The organism is Pseudomonas putida, from assembly GCF_004357765.1.
Classification (GTDB): domain Bacteria; phylum Pseudomonadota; class Gammaproteobacteria; order Pseudomonadales; family Pseudomonadaceae; genus Aquipseudomonas; species Aquipseudomonas putida_U.
Window position 1 is genome coordinate 182,097 of record NZ_SMTE01000001.1, and the last position, 16,016, is coordinate 198,112.

Sequence of the window (16,016 nt, forward strand, 5' to 3'; positions counted from 1 at the left end):
GAGATGAGCAAATACATCGATATTCAGGCACGAGACCAGGCTGGAAGTTTCAAGGGATATCTGGCGCTGCCGCCTGAAGGCAAGGGGCCAGGCATCGTGTTGGGCCAAGAAATATTTGGCGTGAACGCCAACATGCGCGAGGTGGCGCAGATGTATGCCGAGGAAGGTTATGTGGTTCTGGTGCCCGACTTGTTCTGGCGTCTACAGCCGGGTATCGACCTGGGCTATACCCCCGCAGATTTCGATAAGGCTTTGAGCCTCTACACCGCACTGGACCTGGACAAGGCCGTAGACGACATCGCCGCCGCCTTCGACACGCTGCGGGATCTGGCCGAGGTCACCGAGCCCGCCCTGGGCTTCGTGGGCTATTGCCTGGGAGGCAAACTGGCCTACCTCACCGCCACCCGTACTGATGTCGCGGTTGCGGTGGGCTACTACGGCATGGGTATTGAGCAATACCTGGATGAAGCCGATGGCCTGAGCGGTGGGCTGGTGCTGCATCACGGCGAACTGGACGGGCTGTGTGACGCCACGACCCGTGCGCGTATCGCCGAGGTGCTGCGTGGCCGCCCAGGCGTAGAGCTGTATACCTACGAGGGTGCTGACCATGCCTTTGCCCGCCTGGGCAGCGATCACTTTCACAAACCCTCGGCCCTCATGGCTCATGGGCGCACCATTGGCGCATTGAAGAAGTACATCGGGCCGGCCTACAACCTTTCAGACCTGTGGGACGAGCACATCCACCATGAGTTCGTTACCCGAGACGTGCCGGCCACCCTGAAGACCATGGTCGCCGAGCCTTACGTGAACCACATTCCGACGCTGACCGGCGGGGTGGGCAGCAAGCAACTCGGACGCTTCTATCAGCATCACTTTGTCCACGCCAACCCCGAGGACACCAAGATGATTCCGGTTTCTCGCACGGTCGGCGCCTACCAGGTCGTCGATGAATTCATCATGTCTTTCACCCACACCTGCGAAATGGACTACATGCTGCCTGGGATAGCACCTACCGGCAAATACGTGGAAGTACCCATGGTGGCGGTGGTCAACTTCCGCGGCAACAAGCTATACCACGAGCATATCTACTGGGACCAGGCCTCTGTGCTGGTACAGATCGGCCTGCTCGATCCAGAAGGGCTACCGGTGGCGGGCATCGAAACGGCCAAGAAATTGCTCGATGAATCGCTGCCTTCGAACACGCTGATGGCCCGCTGGGCCAAAAGTGAGCACCTGTGAGCGCCATCACGACTGTGGGCAAGGAGGTCCTGATCACCGGCGCCAACGGAGGGTTGGGCCTTGCCTTGATCGAAGCGTTTTTGGCTGCGGGGGCAAGTCGTGTCTACGCCGCTTGCCGTAACCCTGAGCGTCTGCTGTTCGATCATCCGCTGGTGGAGGCGGTGGATCTGGACGTCACCGACCAGCAGCAAGTCGCGCAGGTGGCGAGCAGGGTACGGGTCGATATCCTGGTGAACAATGCTGGCCTCAATAGGCAGCAGCGGTTGCTGGGCACCGAGGACTCCGAAGCCGCTGCCCAGGAAATGGCCGTCAACTACTTCGCCACGCTCGCGATGATGCGTGCCTTTGCGCCGACGCTTGTCGAGCGCACTGGCGCTATCGTCAACGTGCTGTCGATTCTGGCGCGGGTGGCGTTGCCAGCCATGGGGTCGTTGTGTGCGTCCAAGGCGGCCGCGTTGCGCCTGACCGAGGCCGCTCGGGCCGAGCTGGCCGGCCAGGTGCAGGTGATGGCGGTGCTCCCCGGTGCGATCGATACCGCGATGAGCCGTGACGTTGCGGGTGCCAAGGCCAGTCCTCGGGACGTGGCCGATGCGATCGTAGCGGGGTTGGCCAGCGGTGCCACGGAGGTCTATCCCGACCCCATGGCACTGGACGTTGCGCACAAGCTCGCCGCCAACCGGGCAAGTACGCAGGCCTACTTCGCCCGGCACCTTTAAAAGGGCCGCATCGGGAGTGCTGCTCAAGTGTGCAGCACCACCGCAAGCGATGCTGCACGCTCGGGCTGACTGCAACGCGCTGGCCTACTGGCTGAGATGAAAAGTCGCGGCGGCTTGAGCATTACCTGCAGGCTTACAAGCAAAACCCGAAGTTGTTTGGGTGGCGCAATTAAGTTGCGGGCATCGTTAACATGAAAGTTGCAGTGAATTACTAAAGCGCACTCACATCCATAGCTTTGCCTGAAATTCATGTATTCCGAGTTCTGATACCCGAAGACGATATTTCTATTATTAATTTATATATGACGTCCCTAAACTCATTGAAAACATCCTGCTCAGGAGGGCGCTGTGTCCAAACATTTGCTACGTCACTATATCGCTGGGACTTTCGTCGAGAGCAGCCGCAGGTTCGACAACATCTCTCCTGTCAATGGGAGCCTATTGGGCCAGGTATGTGAGGCTGGTGAAGATGAAGTGAATGCTGCCGTCGAAGCGGCGGCAGGCGCTCAATTGGGGCCGTGGGCTGGATTCAGTACTGCCCAGCGGGCTGATCTGCTAGAGCGGATCGCCGATGGCATCGAGCGTCGATTTGAAGACTTCGTGGATGCCGAAGTCGCTGATACTGGTCGGCCCGTGCATCAGGCGCGCAGCCTGGATGTTGCACGGGGCGTGCAGAACTTCCGTACCTTCGCTGATTTAGTGCGACACGGCGGTAGCGAGCTTTTTGAAATGCGCACCGGCGATGGTACGGATGTGTTCAGTTATACCGTGCGTAAGCCGCATGGCGTGGTGGCCATCATCTCGCCGTGGAACCTACCGCTGTTGCTGCTTACCTGGAAAGTCGCGCCAGCGTTGGCCTGTGGTAATTCTGTGGTTGTCAAACCGTCGGAAGATACGCCTTCCAGTGCCACCCTGTTGGCCGAGGTCATGCACGAGGCCGGTGTGCCCGCCGGTGTATTCAATCTTGTGCATGGCTTTGGCCCTGATTCTGCCGGTGAGTTTCTCACTCGCCACCCTGGCGTCAATGCCATCACCTTTACCGGTGAGTCGCGCACCGGCTCGACCATCATGCGCGCTGCTGCCGAGGGCGTACGTGAGGTGTCTTTCGAACTGGGTGGCAAGAATGCCGCAGTCGTTTTTGCCGATTGCGATTTTGATGCGGCAGTTGCCGGTGTGCTGCGTTCCAGTTTCACCAATTCTGGCCAGGTCTGCCTATGCACGGAGCGGGTCTACGTCGAGCGGTCGATCTACGAGCGCTTTGTCGCGGCGCTCAAAGCAGGCGCCGAGAAGCTGAAGATCGGCTATCCCGACGAAGACGGCGTGAACATGGGGTCGCTGATTTCCCATAAACACCGCGACAAGGTGTTGGGCTACTTCCAGTTGGCTGTGACAGAGGGCGCGACAGTGGTCAGTGGCGGCGGTGTGCCGACATTTGGCGACGAGCGCGACCAGGGCGCTTTTATCCAGCCGACTATCTGGACCGGCCTTACCGATGACGCTCGCTGCATTCGCGAAGAAGTGTTCGGTCCGGTCTGTCATATCGCGCCCTTCGATAGCGACGAGGAAGTGCTGCAACGCGTTAATGATTCGGCCTACGGCCTGGCTGCTTCTCTGTGGACTCGCGATCTGAAGCGGGCCCACCGTCTCTCTCGACGTATCCATGTCGGCATGGTGTGGGTCAATACCTGGTTCCTGCGCGATCTGCGTACGCCTTTTGGTGGCGCACGCTTGTCTGGGCTTGGCCGCGAAGGAGGGCGCCACTCGCTGGATTTCTATTCCGAGCTCACCACCATTTGTGTCAATCCGTAAGGACAGGAGAACTCCATGCATCCAGCAATCGCTGAAGCAGCAGCGTGTTTGCGCCAGGCTCGTGAACAGGGCAGGCCCTGTGCGCCAGTACGCGAACTCATCGAGCGTGCGGCTGTCGAGCAAGATGAATCCGCGCTAAAGCAGGCTTACGCCGTGCAGCAGTACAACAACGCCGCCGACATTGCCGCAGGCTGGAACCCGGTAGGTCACAAGATCGGTTTGACCTCAAGTGTTGTCCAGCGCCAGTTGGGGGTTGACCAACCGGACTTTGGTCGGCTGTTTGCCCAGATGGCCCGAGGTGACGGCCAGTCTATCAGCTGGAGTGAATGCCAGCAGCCCAAGGTAGAAGCAGAGATCGCCCTGGTTCTGGAGCGCGATCTGTGCAATGAGCGCCAGACCCTGGCCGACATTATCCGTGCCACTGCTTTCGCCCTGCCGGCCATCGAAATCGTCGGCAGTCGAATCGCCAACTGGGACATCAGTTTGCTCGACACAGTCGCAGACAATGCTTCGTCCGGGCTGTTTGTCCTGGGCAGTCAGCCGGTATCCCTGGGGCAATTGGACCTGGTCAATTGTGGCATGCGCCTGAGTCTACGCGGCGAACCGGTATCGGTCGGAGCCGGCGCAGCCTGCCTGGAAAACCCACTGAATGCGGCGGTGTGGCTGGCCAATACCATGGTCCGTCTCGGCGAGCCATTGCGTGCCGGTGACGTGGTGTTGACCGGTGCCTTGGGACCTATGGTGCCGGTGAGCCCGGGAGATGTGTTTACCGCTGAGATCCAGGGCTTGGGCCGCGTCACTGCGTCCTTTGCTCAAGCCGAGTAAGGGGGCCCTAAATGAGCCAGAAACGCAAAGTAGCCATCATCGGTTCCGGCAACATCGGCACCGACCTGATGATCAAGATCCTGCGCAACGCCAAGCACCTAGAGATGGCAGCGATGGTCGGCATCGACCCGGCCTCCGACGGCCTGGCCCGCGCCGCCCGCCTGGGCGTGACCACCACCCACGAAGGCGTGCAGGGCCTGACCCGCCTGCCGGTGTTCAGGGACATCGATTTCGTCTTCGACGCCACCAGCGCTGGTGCCCATGTGAAGAACGACGCCTTCCTGCGCCAGCACAAGGCCGACCTGCGCATCATCGACCTGACCCCAGCGGCCATCGGCCCGTACTGCGTGCCGGTGGTAAACCTCGAGCAGCACCTGCAGGCGACCAACGTCAACATGGTCACCTGCGGTGGCCAGGCGACCATCCCAATGGTCGCGGCGGTATCGCGGGTGGCCAAGGTGCACTACGCCGAGATCGTTGCCTCGATTGCCAGCAAGTCCGCCGGCCCCGGCACCCGCGCCAATATCGACGAATTCACCGAGACCACCAGCAAGGCCATCGAAGTGATAGGCGGCGCGACCAAGGGCAAGGCGATCATCGTCATGAACCCCGCGGAACCGCCGCTGATGATGCGCGACACGGTGTACGTGCTGAGCGAGACCGCCGACCAACAGTACATCGCGGCGAGCATCGAGGAAATGGCTCGCGCAGTGCAGGTCTACGTGCCGGGCTACCGCCTCAAACAGCAGGTGCAGTTCGAACCCGTGTGCGGCCTGAGGTTGCCTGGGCAGGGCACCTTCACCGGTCTCAAGACGTCGGTGTTCCTTGAAGTGGAAGGCGCCGCCCATTACCTGCCCGCTTACGCCGGCAATCTCGACATTATGACCTCCGCCGCGCTGGCCACCGCCGAGCGCATGGCACAAGCAATGGGGGCGTCGGCATGAACGGCAAGAAGCTCTATATCAGTGACGTAACCCTGCGCGACGGCATGCACGCCATCCGTCACCAGTATTCGCTGGATGACGTGCGTGCCATCGCCACGGCGCTGGATCGCGCCAAGGTCGACTCCATCGAAGTCGCCCATGGCGATGGCCTACAGGGTTCCAGCTTCAACTACGGTTTCGGTGCCCACACCGACCTCGAATGGATCGAAGCAGCGGCCGACGCGGTCAACCACGCCAAGATCGCCACGCTGCTGCTGCCAGGGATTGGCACCCTCCATGACCTGAAGAGCGCCTATGACGCCGGTGCTCGCATTGTTCGCGTGGCCACCCACTGCACCGAGGCAGATGTTTCGCGCCAGCACATCGAATATGCCCGTGAACTGGGCATGGACACCGTTGGCTTCCTGATGATGAGCCATATGCACACACCTGAAGGGCTCGCGCAGCAGGCCAAATTAATGGAGGGCTACGGCGCCACTTGCATCTATGTGGTGGATTCGGGCGGGGCGATGAACATGGACGACATCCGTGCGCGCTTCCGTGCGGTCAAGGCTGTGCTCGACCCAGCGACGTCGACCGGTATCCATGCCCACCACAACCTCAGTCTGGGCGTGGCCAACTCCATCGCCGCCGTGGAGGAGGGCTGCGACCGCATCGACGCCAGCCTCGCCGGCATGGGCGCCGGCGCCGGCAACGCCCCGCTGGAAGTGTTCATCGCCGCTGCCGACAAGCTTGGCTGGCAGCACGGTACCGACGTGTACGCGCTGATGGATGCCGCCGACGACCTGGTGCGCCCGCTACAGGACCGCCCGGTACGGGTGGACCGTGAAACGCTGGCCCTGGGTTACGCCGGGGTCTATTCGAGCTTCCTGCGCCACGCCGAAGTGGCCGCTGCCCGGTATGGCATCAAGGCCGTGGACATCCTCGTCGAGCTGGGCAAGCGGCGGATGGTCGGTGGCCAGGAAGACATGATCGTTGACGTCGCACTCGACCTATTGAAGCCATCGCTGGAGAAGCGTGCATGAATACCGATATTGCTCGTATCGCCGAAGCCCTTGACCGAGCGGCGCGAAGCGCCGAACCACTGGCACAGTTCAGTGGCAGCACCGCCTTTTCCCTGGATGACGCCTACCGGATCCAGCGCGCCTCCATGCAGCGTCGTTATGCCGATGGTGAGCACAGCATCGGCATCAAGCTGGGCTTCACCAGCCGCGCGAAGATGGTGCAAATGGGGGTGGATAGCCTGATCTGGGGGTGGCTCAGCAACACCATGGTGGAAGAGGACGGCGGCCTGATCGACTTGGCGCGCTACATTCATCCGCGAGTCGAGCCGGAGGTTTGCTTTCTAACGCGCCGTGCGATTGATCGCCCGCTGACCCTGCTGGAAGTAGGCAATTATGTCGAGGCCGTGGCGCCGGCGCTGGAGATCATCGATTCACGCTACCAGGCGTTCAAGTTCAGCCTGGAGGATGTGGTGGCGGACAACTGCTCCTCGGCCGGCCTCACCATTGGAGCTTGGTCGCGCAACTTCTCTGGGCTGGACAACGCCGGCGTAGTGATGCGCCTGGATGGGCGTGTGGCTCAGGCCGGCTCCACGGCTGCAATCCTCGGCAATCCGCTGCGCAGTCTAGTGCAAGCCTCACGCCTGCTGCACGGCGCCGAACTCGAATTGCCCGCGGGTAGCCTCGTGATGGCAGGCGCCGCCTGCGCTGCGGTGGCGTTGTACCCAGGCGTGCATGTCAGTGTCGATGTCCATGGCGTTGGGCAGAGCAGCTTCAGCGTCCGCGGTGACCACGGAGGCGTCAGCCATGAGTGACCTCAACGCCACTGTCGTTGCTGGCAAGGCCACACCGCGTGGGCGCTTTCCGCATATCAAGCGTGCGGGTGACTTCCTGTTCGTCTCCGGTACCAGCTCACGGCGCCCGGACAACAGTTTTGTCGGCGTCGAGGTGGACGCCATGGGCACCACCCAGCTAGACATTCGGGCGCAGACTCGCGCAGTGATTGAGAACATGCGCGACATCCTCGCCTCTGCAGGTGCAAGCCTTGCAGACGTGGTGGAGATCAGCAGCTTCCTCGTCGATATGAACGACTTCGGCGGATACAACGACGTCTACGCCGAATACTTTGACGAAAGCGGCCCGACCCGCACCACCGTAGCCGTACACCAATTGCCGCACCCCCATCTACGTATCGAGATCAAGGCCATAGCGTACGCGCCGCGTCGTCGCTGAACCGTTGGGAGAAAACAACCATGGACAAGCATCACTTCAGCGCCCCTTTCAACTTCAACCGCTGGATAGACGAGCACGCGCACCTGCTCAAGCCGCCGGTTAACAATCAGCAGATATGGCAGGACAGCGATTACATGGTTACCGTGGTGGGTGGGCCTAATCAGCGCACCGACTTCCATGACGATCCGGTGGAGGAGTTTTTCTACCAGTTCAAGGGCAATGCCTACTTGAACGTCTGGGACCGAGGTCGCTACGAGCGCGTCGACCTCAAGGAAGGCGACATCTACCTGATGGCCCCCCACGTTATCCATTCGCCGCAGCGTCCTGAGCCCGGCAGTCTGTGTCTGGTGGTGGAGCATCGCCGCCCGGAAGGGCAGTCCGACGCCTTGCAGTGGTCCTGTGCGCACTGCGGCACCGTGGTCCGGCGCTATGAGTTGAGGCTCAAGAGCATCGTTGCCGATCTTCCACCGGTATACGACCAATTCTATACCACCACCGATGAAGAGCGTCGTTGCCCTGGTTGCGGCGAAATCCACCCAGGCCGCGATTGGCAGACCTGGCACAACACGCTGCGTGAGGTCCACGGCTTATGAAAATCGATATCCATTCGCACTTTCTTCCCCGCATTACTCAAGCCGAGGCCGCCCGCCTGAGTCCTCAGCGTGGCCCTTGGCTGCATACCGAGGGGCGTCAGGGGCAGATCATGCTGGGAGATAAGCCGTTCCGTCCGGTACATGATGTGCTGTGGGATCCGCAGCGCCGCATCGAACACCTGGATGAGCAGGGCTTGGACGTGCAAGTGATGTGCGCAACGCCGGTGATGTTCGCCTACGACCAACCTATCGCGCAGGCGCTGCCGTGGGCACAGATGATGAACGATCGGGCCCTGGAGATGACGGCCCAGGTACCCGATCGCCTCAAGGTGCTGGCCCAGGTACCCCTGCAAGATATCGAGGCGGCCTGCCTTGAGGCCAGCCGGGCCAAGGCCTGTGGCCATGTCGGGGTGCAAATCGGCAATCACGTGGGCAACCACGATCTGGACGAAGCGGGCCTGATCACCTTCCTGCACCACTGTGCGGTGGAAAATATCCCGTTGCTGGTGCACCCGTGGGACATGATGGGCGGCGAGCGCATGAAGAAATGGATGTTGCCTTGGCTCGTCGCGATGCCGGCGGAAACACAGCTGGGTATCCTGTCGCTGATCCTGTCTGGCGCTTTCGAACACTTGCCGGCGTCCCTGCGCATCTGTTTCGCCCATGGCGGCGGCGGCTTCGCCTTCCTCCTGGGACGGGTAGATAACGCCTGGCGCCATAGAGATATTGTCCGAGAGGATTGCCCGGAACTGCCGTCAAGCTATGTCAAACGTTTCTTCGTCGACTCGGCGGTCTTCGACCCTCGTGCACTGCGTTTGCTGGTGGACGTGATGGGGGCAGACCGCGTCATGCTCGGCTCCGACTCTCCCTTCCCGCTAGGCGAACAGGCCATTGGTGCTGGTGTACTGGAGCATCCGCAGTTGAGCGAGCAGGACAAGTCGCGTATCTGCGCCGAGAACGCCCGGGGATTCTTCGGCATTTGATTGGCCATCGCGAACGAGCGGCAACCTGATCGGAAAAAAGTCGTGGTTGCCGAGGAGCGTCATGAAATCAAGCGTACTTACGGTTTCGCGCAAGCTGAAGTTCTACCAACTGGTGGTATTCGACCAGGTCGTGCAGAGCGGCTCACTAGTGCGTGCAGCTCAGATATTGAACATGACTCAACCTGCCGTCACCAAGGTTATCCATGAGATAGAGTCGTACTTCTCCGCGCCGTTGCTGGTACGTAGCAATCGCGGCGTGCGCCTGACGGAGCTGGGCGAGGTAGTGCTGCGCAGAGCCCGTGCAATGCTGGCAGAGCTTAGGGCGCTAACTGATGAAGTGCAGGCTCATCACGAGGGGGGGGCAGGCCATGTGGTTGTAGGCACGCTAATTTCAGCTTCGGCATCGTTGTTGCCGCTCGCGCTACGGCTGCTCAAGGAGCGCGCCCCGCAGGTGCTGGTGTCGGTGCGGATCGGGCAATTCGATCAACTCTTCCCCGCCTTGATAGTGGGTGAGGTGGACCTGGTGATCGGGAGGATCCCTGACGACTGGCGGGGGCGGGAGGAGAGCCGGACGTTGGGCGTTGACTCGCTTTACGTGGAGTCTTTGTCGATCGTTGCCGGAAGCCGACACCCGCTACACGATCAGGCCGTGTCGAGCTTGGCCGATTTGCAGGCCTATCCGTGGATTTTGCCGCCACCCGGCTCGTCACTACGTCGTACCGTCAATGGGCTTTTTGCCGAGGCTGATTTACCGCTGCCAGCCAATGTAATCGAGTCGCTGTCGGTGCTTACCAACGTAGCGTTGATGCAGGACCAGAAGACTGTGGGTTTGCTGCCGATGGAGACGGCTCGGCAATTGTCTGGTCAGGGCGGGATTCGAAGCTTCACCTTCGGCACGCCCTTACGTTTCGGCGGGATCGGCTGTTTTTATCCCCATAACCGTGACCCCGGGCCTGCCGCCAAGCTTTTTAGGGAATGCACCCGACTTGCCTGCGAGCGGCATGTCATCAGCGACTGACAGTCGCCCCCCGGTAGAACCAGTGATGGTTATTCCGCCAAAAGGCGAGAGCGGCCAGTCAGGGCTGACCGCTATCGGTTCAACGCCAGCGCGGGATATTCAAACGCATCAAGACGTGGGCCGCGAGCCGGATCCAGCTTTAGCTCGTTCGTCGCTGGCGCCTCGGGCCATGCTGGAAAAAACACCGTCTCTTAGTACCCAGGCATGCATCAATGCGGCGCCCAGATGTCCCAGGATGATCGCGAACAGCAGCCACGCCAGAGCGCCATGTGCCAGCCGAAGCCATGCGTAGAGCACCGGGTTTTCCGGAACCAGCGCAGGCAAGCTCCAGTCGCCCAGAAGGATGACGGGCCAGTTGCCTGCCGAACGCACCGCCCAGCCGAGCACTGGCAACCCCACCATCAATAGGTAGAGCAAGCCGTGCAACAGGTGGGCGGCTACGGCTTGCCAGCGGGGAATACTTGCGGGCAGTGCCGGCACAGGCCGGCAGAAGCGATTGGCCAGGCGCACCAGTGCGAGGCAAAGGATGGCGATGCCCAACGGCTGATGCACGTCGATCAACACGGGACGGAGGGCTAATGAGCTCATCATGGCTACCCCGATGAACAGCATGGCCATGATGGCGATCGCCATTGCCCAGTGCAGTAGCCTGGCGGTTAGGTTGAAGTGCCGGGGACTGCGCGTACGGGTAGTTGGTACGTCTTGCATCACTTGTGCTCCTGCTGGCCAATGGCGTCGGTTGCCCTGCCGAACGCGATTTCGCGCAGACGTGCATTGTAAGAGTGCGAGTAAATACCCGCGCGCGCTGCTAGCACAGGATCGTTCGAAAGCGCGATACCGGATGGCACCAAGGTGGGGTCGAAGTTGATATCGCGACAGCCCCCTTCGCGCTGATCGCGAACGCTGGTCACTTCCAGCGTGCCGGCGACCACTTGCTGTCGCTCGGCGGGCCAGGGTTGTGACGGATCATCGACCGGATCTCCCGCCTGCGCCAATTGCAGTACCAGATCCCAGCGAACGGGCGCTTGTGCCACCCGCTTCTTGATATCGTCGAACAGGAAATCACGGCTGGATCGCGCCCGCTCTTCCGGGGAGAGGCCATGGAAGGGAGCGTGGGGCCGCATGAACCAGCGCACGGGCTGGCGTGTGCCATCTGCCGCAAGCAGGATAAATGCGTTGATGACGTTGTACTGGGCCTGCGCAAAGCTGCTCGGCCAAGGCGCAGTCGCCTTGTACTCCACCGCCTTGCGAGCCTCTGGGTACTTTTCGAAGAACGCCCCGACTCGCGCGGGGTCAGGCTGTCCGGTGGTCGGGTCAGGCTCGAATGCGTGCCTTTGTGCCAGGAACCCCTCGGCATCACGCGTAGGGAAGTAGGGGGCATTGTTCAGCTTCATCCGCCATTGAGATCTGTCGTCTGCACTCAACAACAAGGCCATGCTCACCGTGGCGGTAGAGGCGTCCGGCGCATGGGGGTCGGCGGACCCGATCGAGAAACGTCCGATTGCCGGGACTTCATCCTGGGCGAACACTCGAGCGGTCGAGAGCGACGCCGCTGCATTGCTGCTGCGAAAAACTCCTGCGAAACAGATGCCCTTACCATGCGCTCGACGATAGCCCGGTTCGAAGTGCTGCAGCGAGTCACCGAGAAACGTTCGAGTGGTGGTTCGGCCCCCGACCAGCCCGGCGGCCCAGGCGAATGACAGTGCCAGTGCGCCGACGATGGCTGCGATGACCAGCACGGGCATCCAGCGTTTATTGAATGTGGGACGTTGCAAAGCGCTCACCCTGACCTTGACCGATGATTGGCACGCACTATAAGTTTGCTACCCCACCCTAAGGAAGTACGCACCTTTTGGTTAGTACAATGACTGACTCTCGCTTGGACACCGGCAACCCCCAAGACTCATCCGCGCTTGACGAGCACACGCTGACCGCCAAGCTCAGGCGCGGCGACCTATTCACGGGCAAATGCAAGGCCAGGGAAGTGCTGTCTCACGTCACGAGTCTGTGGGGAATGCTATGCCTGATTGCGCTAATTGACGGCACGCTGCGTTACAGTGAGCTGCGTCGCAAAGTGAACGGCGTCAGCGAAAAGATGTTGTCGCAGACCCTTCAGCGGCTGGAAGGCGATGGTTTCGTGCGCCGGACCTCATATCCCATTGTCCCTCCGTGGGTCGAATATGATCTGACCCCTTTTGGTCAGGAAGCCGCCGCGCATGTTGCGGCACTTGGCGACTGGTTGGAGATGAATCTCCATAAAGTCCCTAAAGCCTAGCGGGGTCATGACGACTCATAGCTTCCATTGCCGGATTTATACAACGGCCACTGTGTAAAAACTAGTTTTTGATAGCTTCGGCCCCTCGGATTCGCGAGCGGAGTGTTAGCGCAAAGAAGAGAAGTACTGGGTAGGTGACTTACCTACGGCTTTCTTGAACATCGTAATGAAGGCATTAACGGAGTCATATCCAAGAATGCCCGCCACACGTTGCACGGATACCCCCTCTGCCAAATGGCTGAGTGCGATCATCAAATGCAGCTGCTGGCGCCACCGCCCGAAGCTGAGCCCGGTCTTGCTTTCAACTAGCCTGGCCAGCGTTCGTTCACTAGTCGCAAGCCGAGTGGCCCATTCGCGCAGGGTGGTGCGGTCGCCGGGAGTAGCAAAGAGCGTATCCGCGATGTGTTTGATCTTCGGATGGTCTGATATTGGCAAGTGCAGCTCTTTCACCGACGCATCGGAAAGCTGCTCGAGTAGCACTGCAACCAACCGCGCGGCCTTGCCCTCTGAAAGACAAGAGCGGTCCTGCTCAACAAGGTGCAGGATCAACTCCCGGACAAGCGGCGTAATCGCAAGTGTACAGCACCCATCAGGCATGACAGCTGCGCTGGGCTCGACGAACAGAAAGCAGGTACTGGCATTCGCGGTTACACGACAACAGTGTGGCGTGCCGCCGGGGATCCATACCGCGTGCTGGGGTGGCACCAGCCAGATTGCGTTCTGCACCTCACAGCTCACCGCCCCCCGCAAAGACAAGATCAGTTGGCCTTTACGATGATCATGTGTGCCGGTGCCGGAATGATTAGGTTCCGGCACAACCTTGAGTGCAATCGCCGCCTGGAAAAAAAGGTCTGAATCGAAATCTTCTGGTGAGGAAACGACATTTTTTGAGAATGGCATGATTTAGGTATCATATGGCTTGATATCTATATTCTATAACTCTCAAGCTCTCTACAGTTGCCTTTTTTTTAGAGGACAGCTAGAGAATATGTCAGATACAAAAAACAAGTGGCAGGCCACCATGCTCGTCGCGGGCATCCTGCTTATTGCCGTTAATCTGCGCGCTCCCTTCACGGGCATCGCGCCCATTCTGCCGCTAATCCAGAAGGATTTTGGCTTGAGTGCATCAGCACTGGGCCTGCTCACTTCACTGCCACTCCTTGCTTTTGCGGGGTTCTCCCCGCTCAGCGCTGCGGTCGCACGAAGGTCCGGTACTGAGCGCACCCTTTTCGGTGCTCTGTTGGTGATTTCAGTGGGCATCCTACTCCGCTCCGCAGGTAGCGCGTGGGCGTTATACGCTGGTTCGATACTGATAGGCACCGGAATCGCCCTTGGCAATGTGTTGCTTCCCAGCCTGATTAAACGCGACTTCTCATCGAAAATGGCGTCTATGATCGGCGCTTACTCCATCACGATGGGCGCAGCAGGTGCTGTTGCGTCAGCCGCTATCGTTCCTCTGACCCAATCATGGGGATGGTCGATAGCCCTGAGTTTGGTGGTGGCAGCCCCGCTGTTGGCGATGTTGGTGTGGCTACCGCAGTTGAAAGTTAAAGAACACCTGAGCCTGCCCAGCCCGAACCAAGCGGCATCTGTGGCGGTATGGCGTTCGCCGCTTGCCTGGCAAGTCACCCTGTTCATGGGGCTCAACGCGATGCCTTTTTATGTCACAGTGAGCTGGCTTCCTACTATTCTGATGAACCATGGGATATCCCCCGAACAAGCAGGAACAATACACGGCACGCTTCAACTGACTACAGCGATTCCCGGCTTGATCCTGGCGGCCACGCTTCGCCGTCTCACAGACCAAAGACTGGCGGCCGCTACCGTCAGTCTGCTAACAGCCTTATCACTTATCGGACTTATTTATGCGCCAGGCCACGCTATGTGGTGGGCCGCATTCCTAGGCTTTGGTTCTGGCGCCAGCATGATGCTCGGCCTGACGTTCATCGGTTTGCGCACAAAGAACTCCGTTGACGCGGCTGCACTTTCAGGAATGGCGCAATGTGTAGGCTATTTGATGGCAGCAGCAGGCCCGATATTGCTGGGGCAACTGCACGACTCAACCGGTGGTTGGACGGCACCGCTGCTGACCACCGCCGCCATCTCTATCGCAGGTGCATTCACCGGCATTTTGGCAGGACGCAACGTCCAACTCGAACCCTCTTCTCGCTGCGCAGAATTTACTGGTTCTGAGTAAGGGGAGGCAGTGCTTGCCAGATCGGCTTGCGGCTGAGTTAACGTCCCGAAGCCCGCTGCCATCCGATCGACAGCATTGGTAGCTTAAGGCACGGTAATACATGCGCACATCCCAGGCTCTAGGATCAGGGCCTACATTAATCACTGCTTGGGAGAATATGGCATGCGTCTGCTGGTGAGTTTCGCCACCCAGCCTGCGACTCAAGACCAACCTTGATCAATCAATCGAAGGCCCGAGCGTCGAAGAACTGAATGGTAGTGTTTAAGGCTTCTAGATTGGTTTTATGAGTGATCGTACTATCTTGCTCGCAGATGAAGCTGTGACCAACATCGGGATACACAGTAAGTTGGTGCGGAACTTTAGCTGCAGCTAACGCATGCGCTAATTGAATACTTTGTAAGTAAGGGACTTTTTCATCTTTTCTCCCTACCAAAATCAAGGTGGGCGCTGTTTCGTTGCTAACTTCTAACGCCGGACTGGCCCCTTTAGGAACATCCGAGGAGTCGGGTAAGTAACGCAGTAATTGCGACTCTGGAGCGAGCTCGTGCTGCGGAAGAGACAACCCGAGGAGTTGGGCTTGATAAGGTAGGGTTTGGAAGCAGAACACGCCGTACCATACCGCTACGGCTTGAATTGTGACAGCACGGCCTCCAGGTTCGGCCGCGGGAGAGTTACCATCGGTCCACGGGTTGCCCAAACTTGCAGCGATCTGCGCGCCAGCGGATACTCCCCAGACGTAGGTATTGGCAGTGTCAATTTGAAGATCTTCAGCGATTCCTGCCAGATAATTCAGGGCGGCTTTGGCATCCTCGAGCTGTCCAGGCCACCTCACTTCCGCGCTCAGTCGGTAGTTGATCGACGCCACGGCATATCCGCGGGCGGCTATCTCTGCCAGCAGCCGCGGGAAATCGCTGAACACTCCTGACCGATGACTGTCGCCTCGTCGCCATCCGCCGCCATGTATATAAATCAGCAACGGGGAAGGAGAGGACCGACGCGGGCTGGGCGGTAGGTAAAGGTCCAGTGTCAGAGGACGATATCCCTCGATCCGTGCGTAGGGCATTGCTCCATTAAGGGTTACGCCATTGTCAAACTCAACAATCCAGGGCGGCATTGCGTCTTTGTACACCATCGAAGCGCTGGTCTTTGCGTCTATCCAACTGTCCATTCTATTGGGATGCTC

The 16,016-nt window shown here is 59.7% G+C and carries 17 protein-coding genes; 13 read left to right on the plus strand and 4 right to left on the minus strand.

Annotated elements, in window-relative coordinates; all coding sequences use genetic code 11:
- Nucleotides 1-3 precede the first annotated feature (3 nt).
- The 11 genes from E2H86_RS00875 to E2H86_RS00925 all read left to right on the plus strand — a co-directional run bounded on the left by E2H86_RS00875 (nucleotide 4) and on the right by E2H86_RS00925 (nucleotide 10,361).
- Nucleotides 4-1,239, plus strand: a complete 1,236-nt coding sequence (locus E2H86_RS00875) for a dienelactone hydrolase family protein (RefSeq protein WP_025754664.1) — start codon at nucleotides 4-6, stop codon at nucleotides 1,237-1,239.
- Nucleotides 1,236-1,955 carry an SDR family NAD(P)-dependent oxidoreductase gene (locus E2H86_RS00880; RefSeq protein WP_196759860.1) on the plus strand — a complete coding sequence of 240 codons (720 nt, stop codon included), beginning with the start codon at nucleotides 1,236-1,238 and terminating at the stop codon, nucleotides 1,953-1,955. Before E2H86_RS00875 ends, E2H86_RS00880 begins: the two co-directional genes overlap by 4 nt.
- 348 nt (nucleotides 1,956-2,303) lie before the next feature.
- Nucleotides 2,304-3,764, plus strand: coding sequence for a 2-hydroxymuconic semialdehyde dehydrogenase (locus tag E2H86_RS00885; protein WP_027915665.1), 1,461 nt, complete (start codon nucleotides 2,304-2,306; stop codon nucleotides 3,762-3,764).
- A gap of 15 nt (nucleotides 3,765-3,779) precedes the next feature.
- A complete protein-coding gene (locus E2H86_RS00890; protein ID WP_027915666.1) occupies nucleotides 3,780-4,589 on the plus strand; it encodes a 2-keto-4-pentenoate hydratase in 810 nt (269 codons plus the stop codon).
- Nucleotides 4,590-4,600: 11 nt separating this feature from the next.
- On the plus strand, nucleotides 4,601-5,533 hold the full coding sequence (locus E2H86_RS00895) for an acetaldehyde dehydrogenase (acetylating) (RefSeq protein WP_133323988.1): 933 nt from the start codon (nucleotides 4,601-4,603) through the stop codon (nucleotides 5,531-5,533).
- Nucleotides 5,530-6,558: a 4-hydroxy-2-oxovalerate aldolase gene (mhpE, locus tag E2H86_RS00900; protein ID WP_027915668.1), complete on the plus strand. Its 1,029-nt coding sequence runs from the start codon at nucleotides 5,530-5,532 to the stop codon at nucleotides 6,556-6,558. The genes E2H86_RS00895 and mhpE overlap by 4 nt, the downstream gene beginning before the upstream one ends.
- A complete protein-coding gene (locus E2H86_RS00905; RefSeq protein WP_133323989.1) occupies nucleotides 6,555-7,349 on the plus strand; it encodes a 2-keto-4-pentenoate hydratase in 795 nt (264 codons plus the stop codon). The genes mhpE and E2H86_RS00905 overlap by 4 nt, the downstream gene beginning before the upstream one ends.
- The gene (locus E2H86_RS00910; RefSeq protein WP_025754657.1) at nucleotides 7,342-7,767 is read left to right on the plus strand and encodes a RidA family protein; all 426 of its coding nucleotides are present in this window, start codon (nucleotides 7,342-7,344) and stop codon (nucleotides 7,765-7,767) included. The genes E2H86_RS00905 and E2H86_RS00910 overlap by 8 nt, the downstream gene beginning before the upstream one ends.
- Before the next feature lie 20 nt (nucleotides 7,768-7,787).
- Nucleotides 7,788-8,360 (plus strand): 3-hydroxyanthranilate 3,4-dioxygenase, encoded by a 573-nt coding sequence (locus E2H86_RS00915; protein WP_089230116.1) that lies wholly within the window; start codon nucleotides 7,788-7,790, stop codon nucleotides 8,358-8,360.
- Entirely contained in the window at nucleotides 8,357-9,343 is a 987-nt protein-coding gene (locus E2H86_RS00920; protein WP_027915671.1) for an amidohydrolase family protein, read from the plus strand. Before E2H86_RS00915 ends, E2H86_RS00920 begins: the two co-directional genes overlap by 4 nt.
- 61 nt (nucleotides 9,344-9,404) lie before the next feature.
- Entirely contained in the window at nucleotides 9,405-10,361 is a 957-nt protein-coding gene (locus tag E2H86_RS00925) for a LysR family transcriptional regulator (protein ID WP_027915672.1), read from the plus strand.
- Between the two features lie 108 nt (nucleotides 10,362-10,469).
- Here the strand turns inward: E2H86_RS00925 and E2H86_RS00930 are convergent, their stop codons facing one another.
- Together E2H86_RS00930 and E2H86_RS00935 are read right to left on the minus strand one after the other, a co-directional pair.
- Nucleotides 10,470-11,069, minus strand: coding sequence for a cytochrome b (locus E2H86_RS00930; RefSeq protein WP_025754653.1), 600 nt, complete (start codon nucleotides 11,067-11,069; stop codon nucleotides 10,470-10,472).
- Nucleotides 11,069-12,145, minus strand: coding sequence for a catalase family peroxidase (locus E2H86_RS00935; RefSeq protein WP_027609220.1), 1,077 nt, complete (start codon nucleotides 12,143-12,145; stop codon nucleotides 11,069-11,071). The genes E2H86_RS00930 and E2H86_RS00935 overlap by 1 nt, the downstream gene beginning before the upstream one ends.
- 95 nt (nucleotides 12,146-12,240) lie before the next feature.
- On the opposite strand from E2H86_RS00935, the gene E2H86_RS00940 reads away from it, so the two are divergent.
- Entirely contained in the window at nucleotides 12,241-12,636 is a 396-nt protein-coding gene (locus tag E2H86_RS00940) for a winged helix-turn-helix transcriptional regulator (RefSeq protein WP_243744014.1), read from the plus strand.
- A gap of 105 nt (nucleotides 12,637-12,741) precedes the next feature.
- Here E2H86_RS00940 and E2H86_RS00945 read toward each other — a convergent pair whose 3' ends face one another.
- Nucleotides 12,742-13,536: an AraC family transcriptional regulator gene (locus E2H86_RS00945; protein ID WP_027915674.1), complete on the minus strand. Its 795-nt coding sequence runs from the start codon at nucleotides 13,534-13,536 to the stop codon at nucleotides 12,742-12,744.
- Between the two features lie 88 nt (nucleotides 13,537-13,624).
- On the opposite strand from E2H86_RS00945, the gene E2H86_RS00950 reads away from it, so the two are divergent.
- A complete protein-coding gene (locus E2H86_RS00950; RefSeq protein WP_133323990.1) occupies nucleotides 13,625-14,833 on the plus strand; it encodes an MFS transporter in 1,209 nt (402 codons plus the stop codon).
- Nucleotides 14,834-15,053: 220 nt separating this feature from the next.
- Here the strand turns inward: E2H86_RS00950 and E2H86_RS00955 are convergent, their stop codons facing one another.
- On the minus strand, nucleotides 15,054-16,001 hold the full coding sequence (locus E2H86_RS00955) for an alpha/beta hydrolase (RefSeq protein WP_306767641.1): 948 nt from the start codon (nucleotides 15,999-16,001) through the stop codon (nucleotides 15,054-15,056).
- Nucleotides 16,002-16,016 lie beyond the last annotated feature (15 nt).

What these genes read in the sequence shown, in the direction of transcription:
- E2H86_RS00875 (WP_025754664.1), top strand. Translation starts at nt 4, where the DNA reads ATGAGCAAATACATCGATATTCAGGCACGAGACCAGGCTGGAAGTTTC.
- E2H86_RS00890 (WP_027915666.1), top strand. Translation starts at nt 3,780, where the DNA reads ATGCATCCAGCAATCGCTGAAGCAGCAGCGTGTTTGCGCCAGGCTCGT.
- E2H86_RS00895 (WP_133323988.1), top strand. Translation starts at nt 4,601, where the DNA reads ATGAGCCAGAAACGCAAAGTAGCCATCATCGGTTCCGGCAACATCGGC.
- mhpE (WP_027915668.1), top strand. Translation starts at nt 5,530, where the DNA reads ATGAACGGCAAGAAGCTCTATATCAGTGACGTAACCCTGCGCGACGGC.
- E2H86_RS00905 (WP_133323989.1), top strand. Translation starts at nt 6,555, where the DNA reads ATGAATACCGATATTGCTCGTATCGCCGAAGCCCTTGACCGAGCGGCG.
- E2H86_RS00910 (WP_025754657.1), top strand. Translation starts at nt 7,342, where the DNA reads ATGAGTGACCTCAACGCCACTGTCGTTGCTGGCAAGGCCACACCGCGT.
- E2H86_RS00915 (WP_089230116.1), top strand. Translation starts at nt 7,788, where the DNA reads ATGGACAAGCATCACTTCAGCGCCCCTTTCAACTTCAACCGCTGGATA.
- E2H86_RS00920 (WP_027915671.1), top strand. Translation starts at nt 8,357, where the DNA reads ATGAAAATCGATATCCATTCGCACTTTCTTCCCCGCATTACTCAAGCC.
- E2H86_RS00925 (WP_027915672.1), top strand. Translation starts at nt 9,405, where the DNA reads ATGAAATCAAGCGTACTTACGGTTTCGCGCAAGCTGAAGTTCTACCAA.
- E2H86_RS00930 (WP_025754653.1), bottom strand. Translation starts at nt 11,069, where the DNA reads ATGCAAGACGTACCAACTACCCGTACGCGCAGTCCCCGGCACTTCAAC.
- E2H86_RS00945 (WP_027915674.1), bottom strand. Translation starts at nt 13,536, where the DNA reads ATGCCATTCTCAAAAAATGTCGTTTCCTCACCAGAAGATTTCGATTCA.
- E2H86_RS00950 (WP_133323990.1), top strand. Translation starts at nt 13,625, where the DNA reads ATGTCAGATACAAAAAACAAGTGGCAGGCCACCATGCTCGTCGCGGGC.
- E2H86_RS00955 (WP_306767641.1), bottom strand. Translation starts at nt 16,001, where the DNA reads ATGGACAGTTGGATAGACGCAAAGACCAGCGCTTCGATGGTGTACAAA.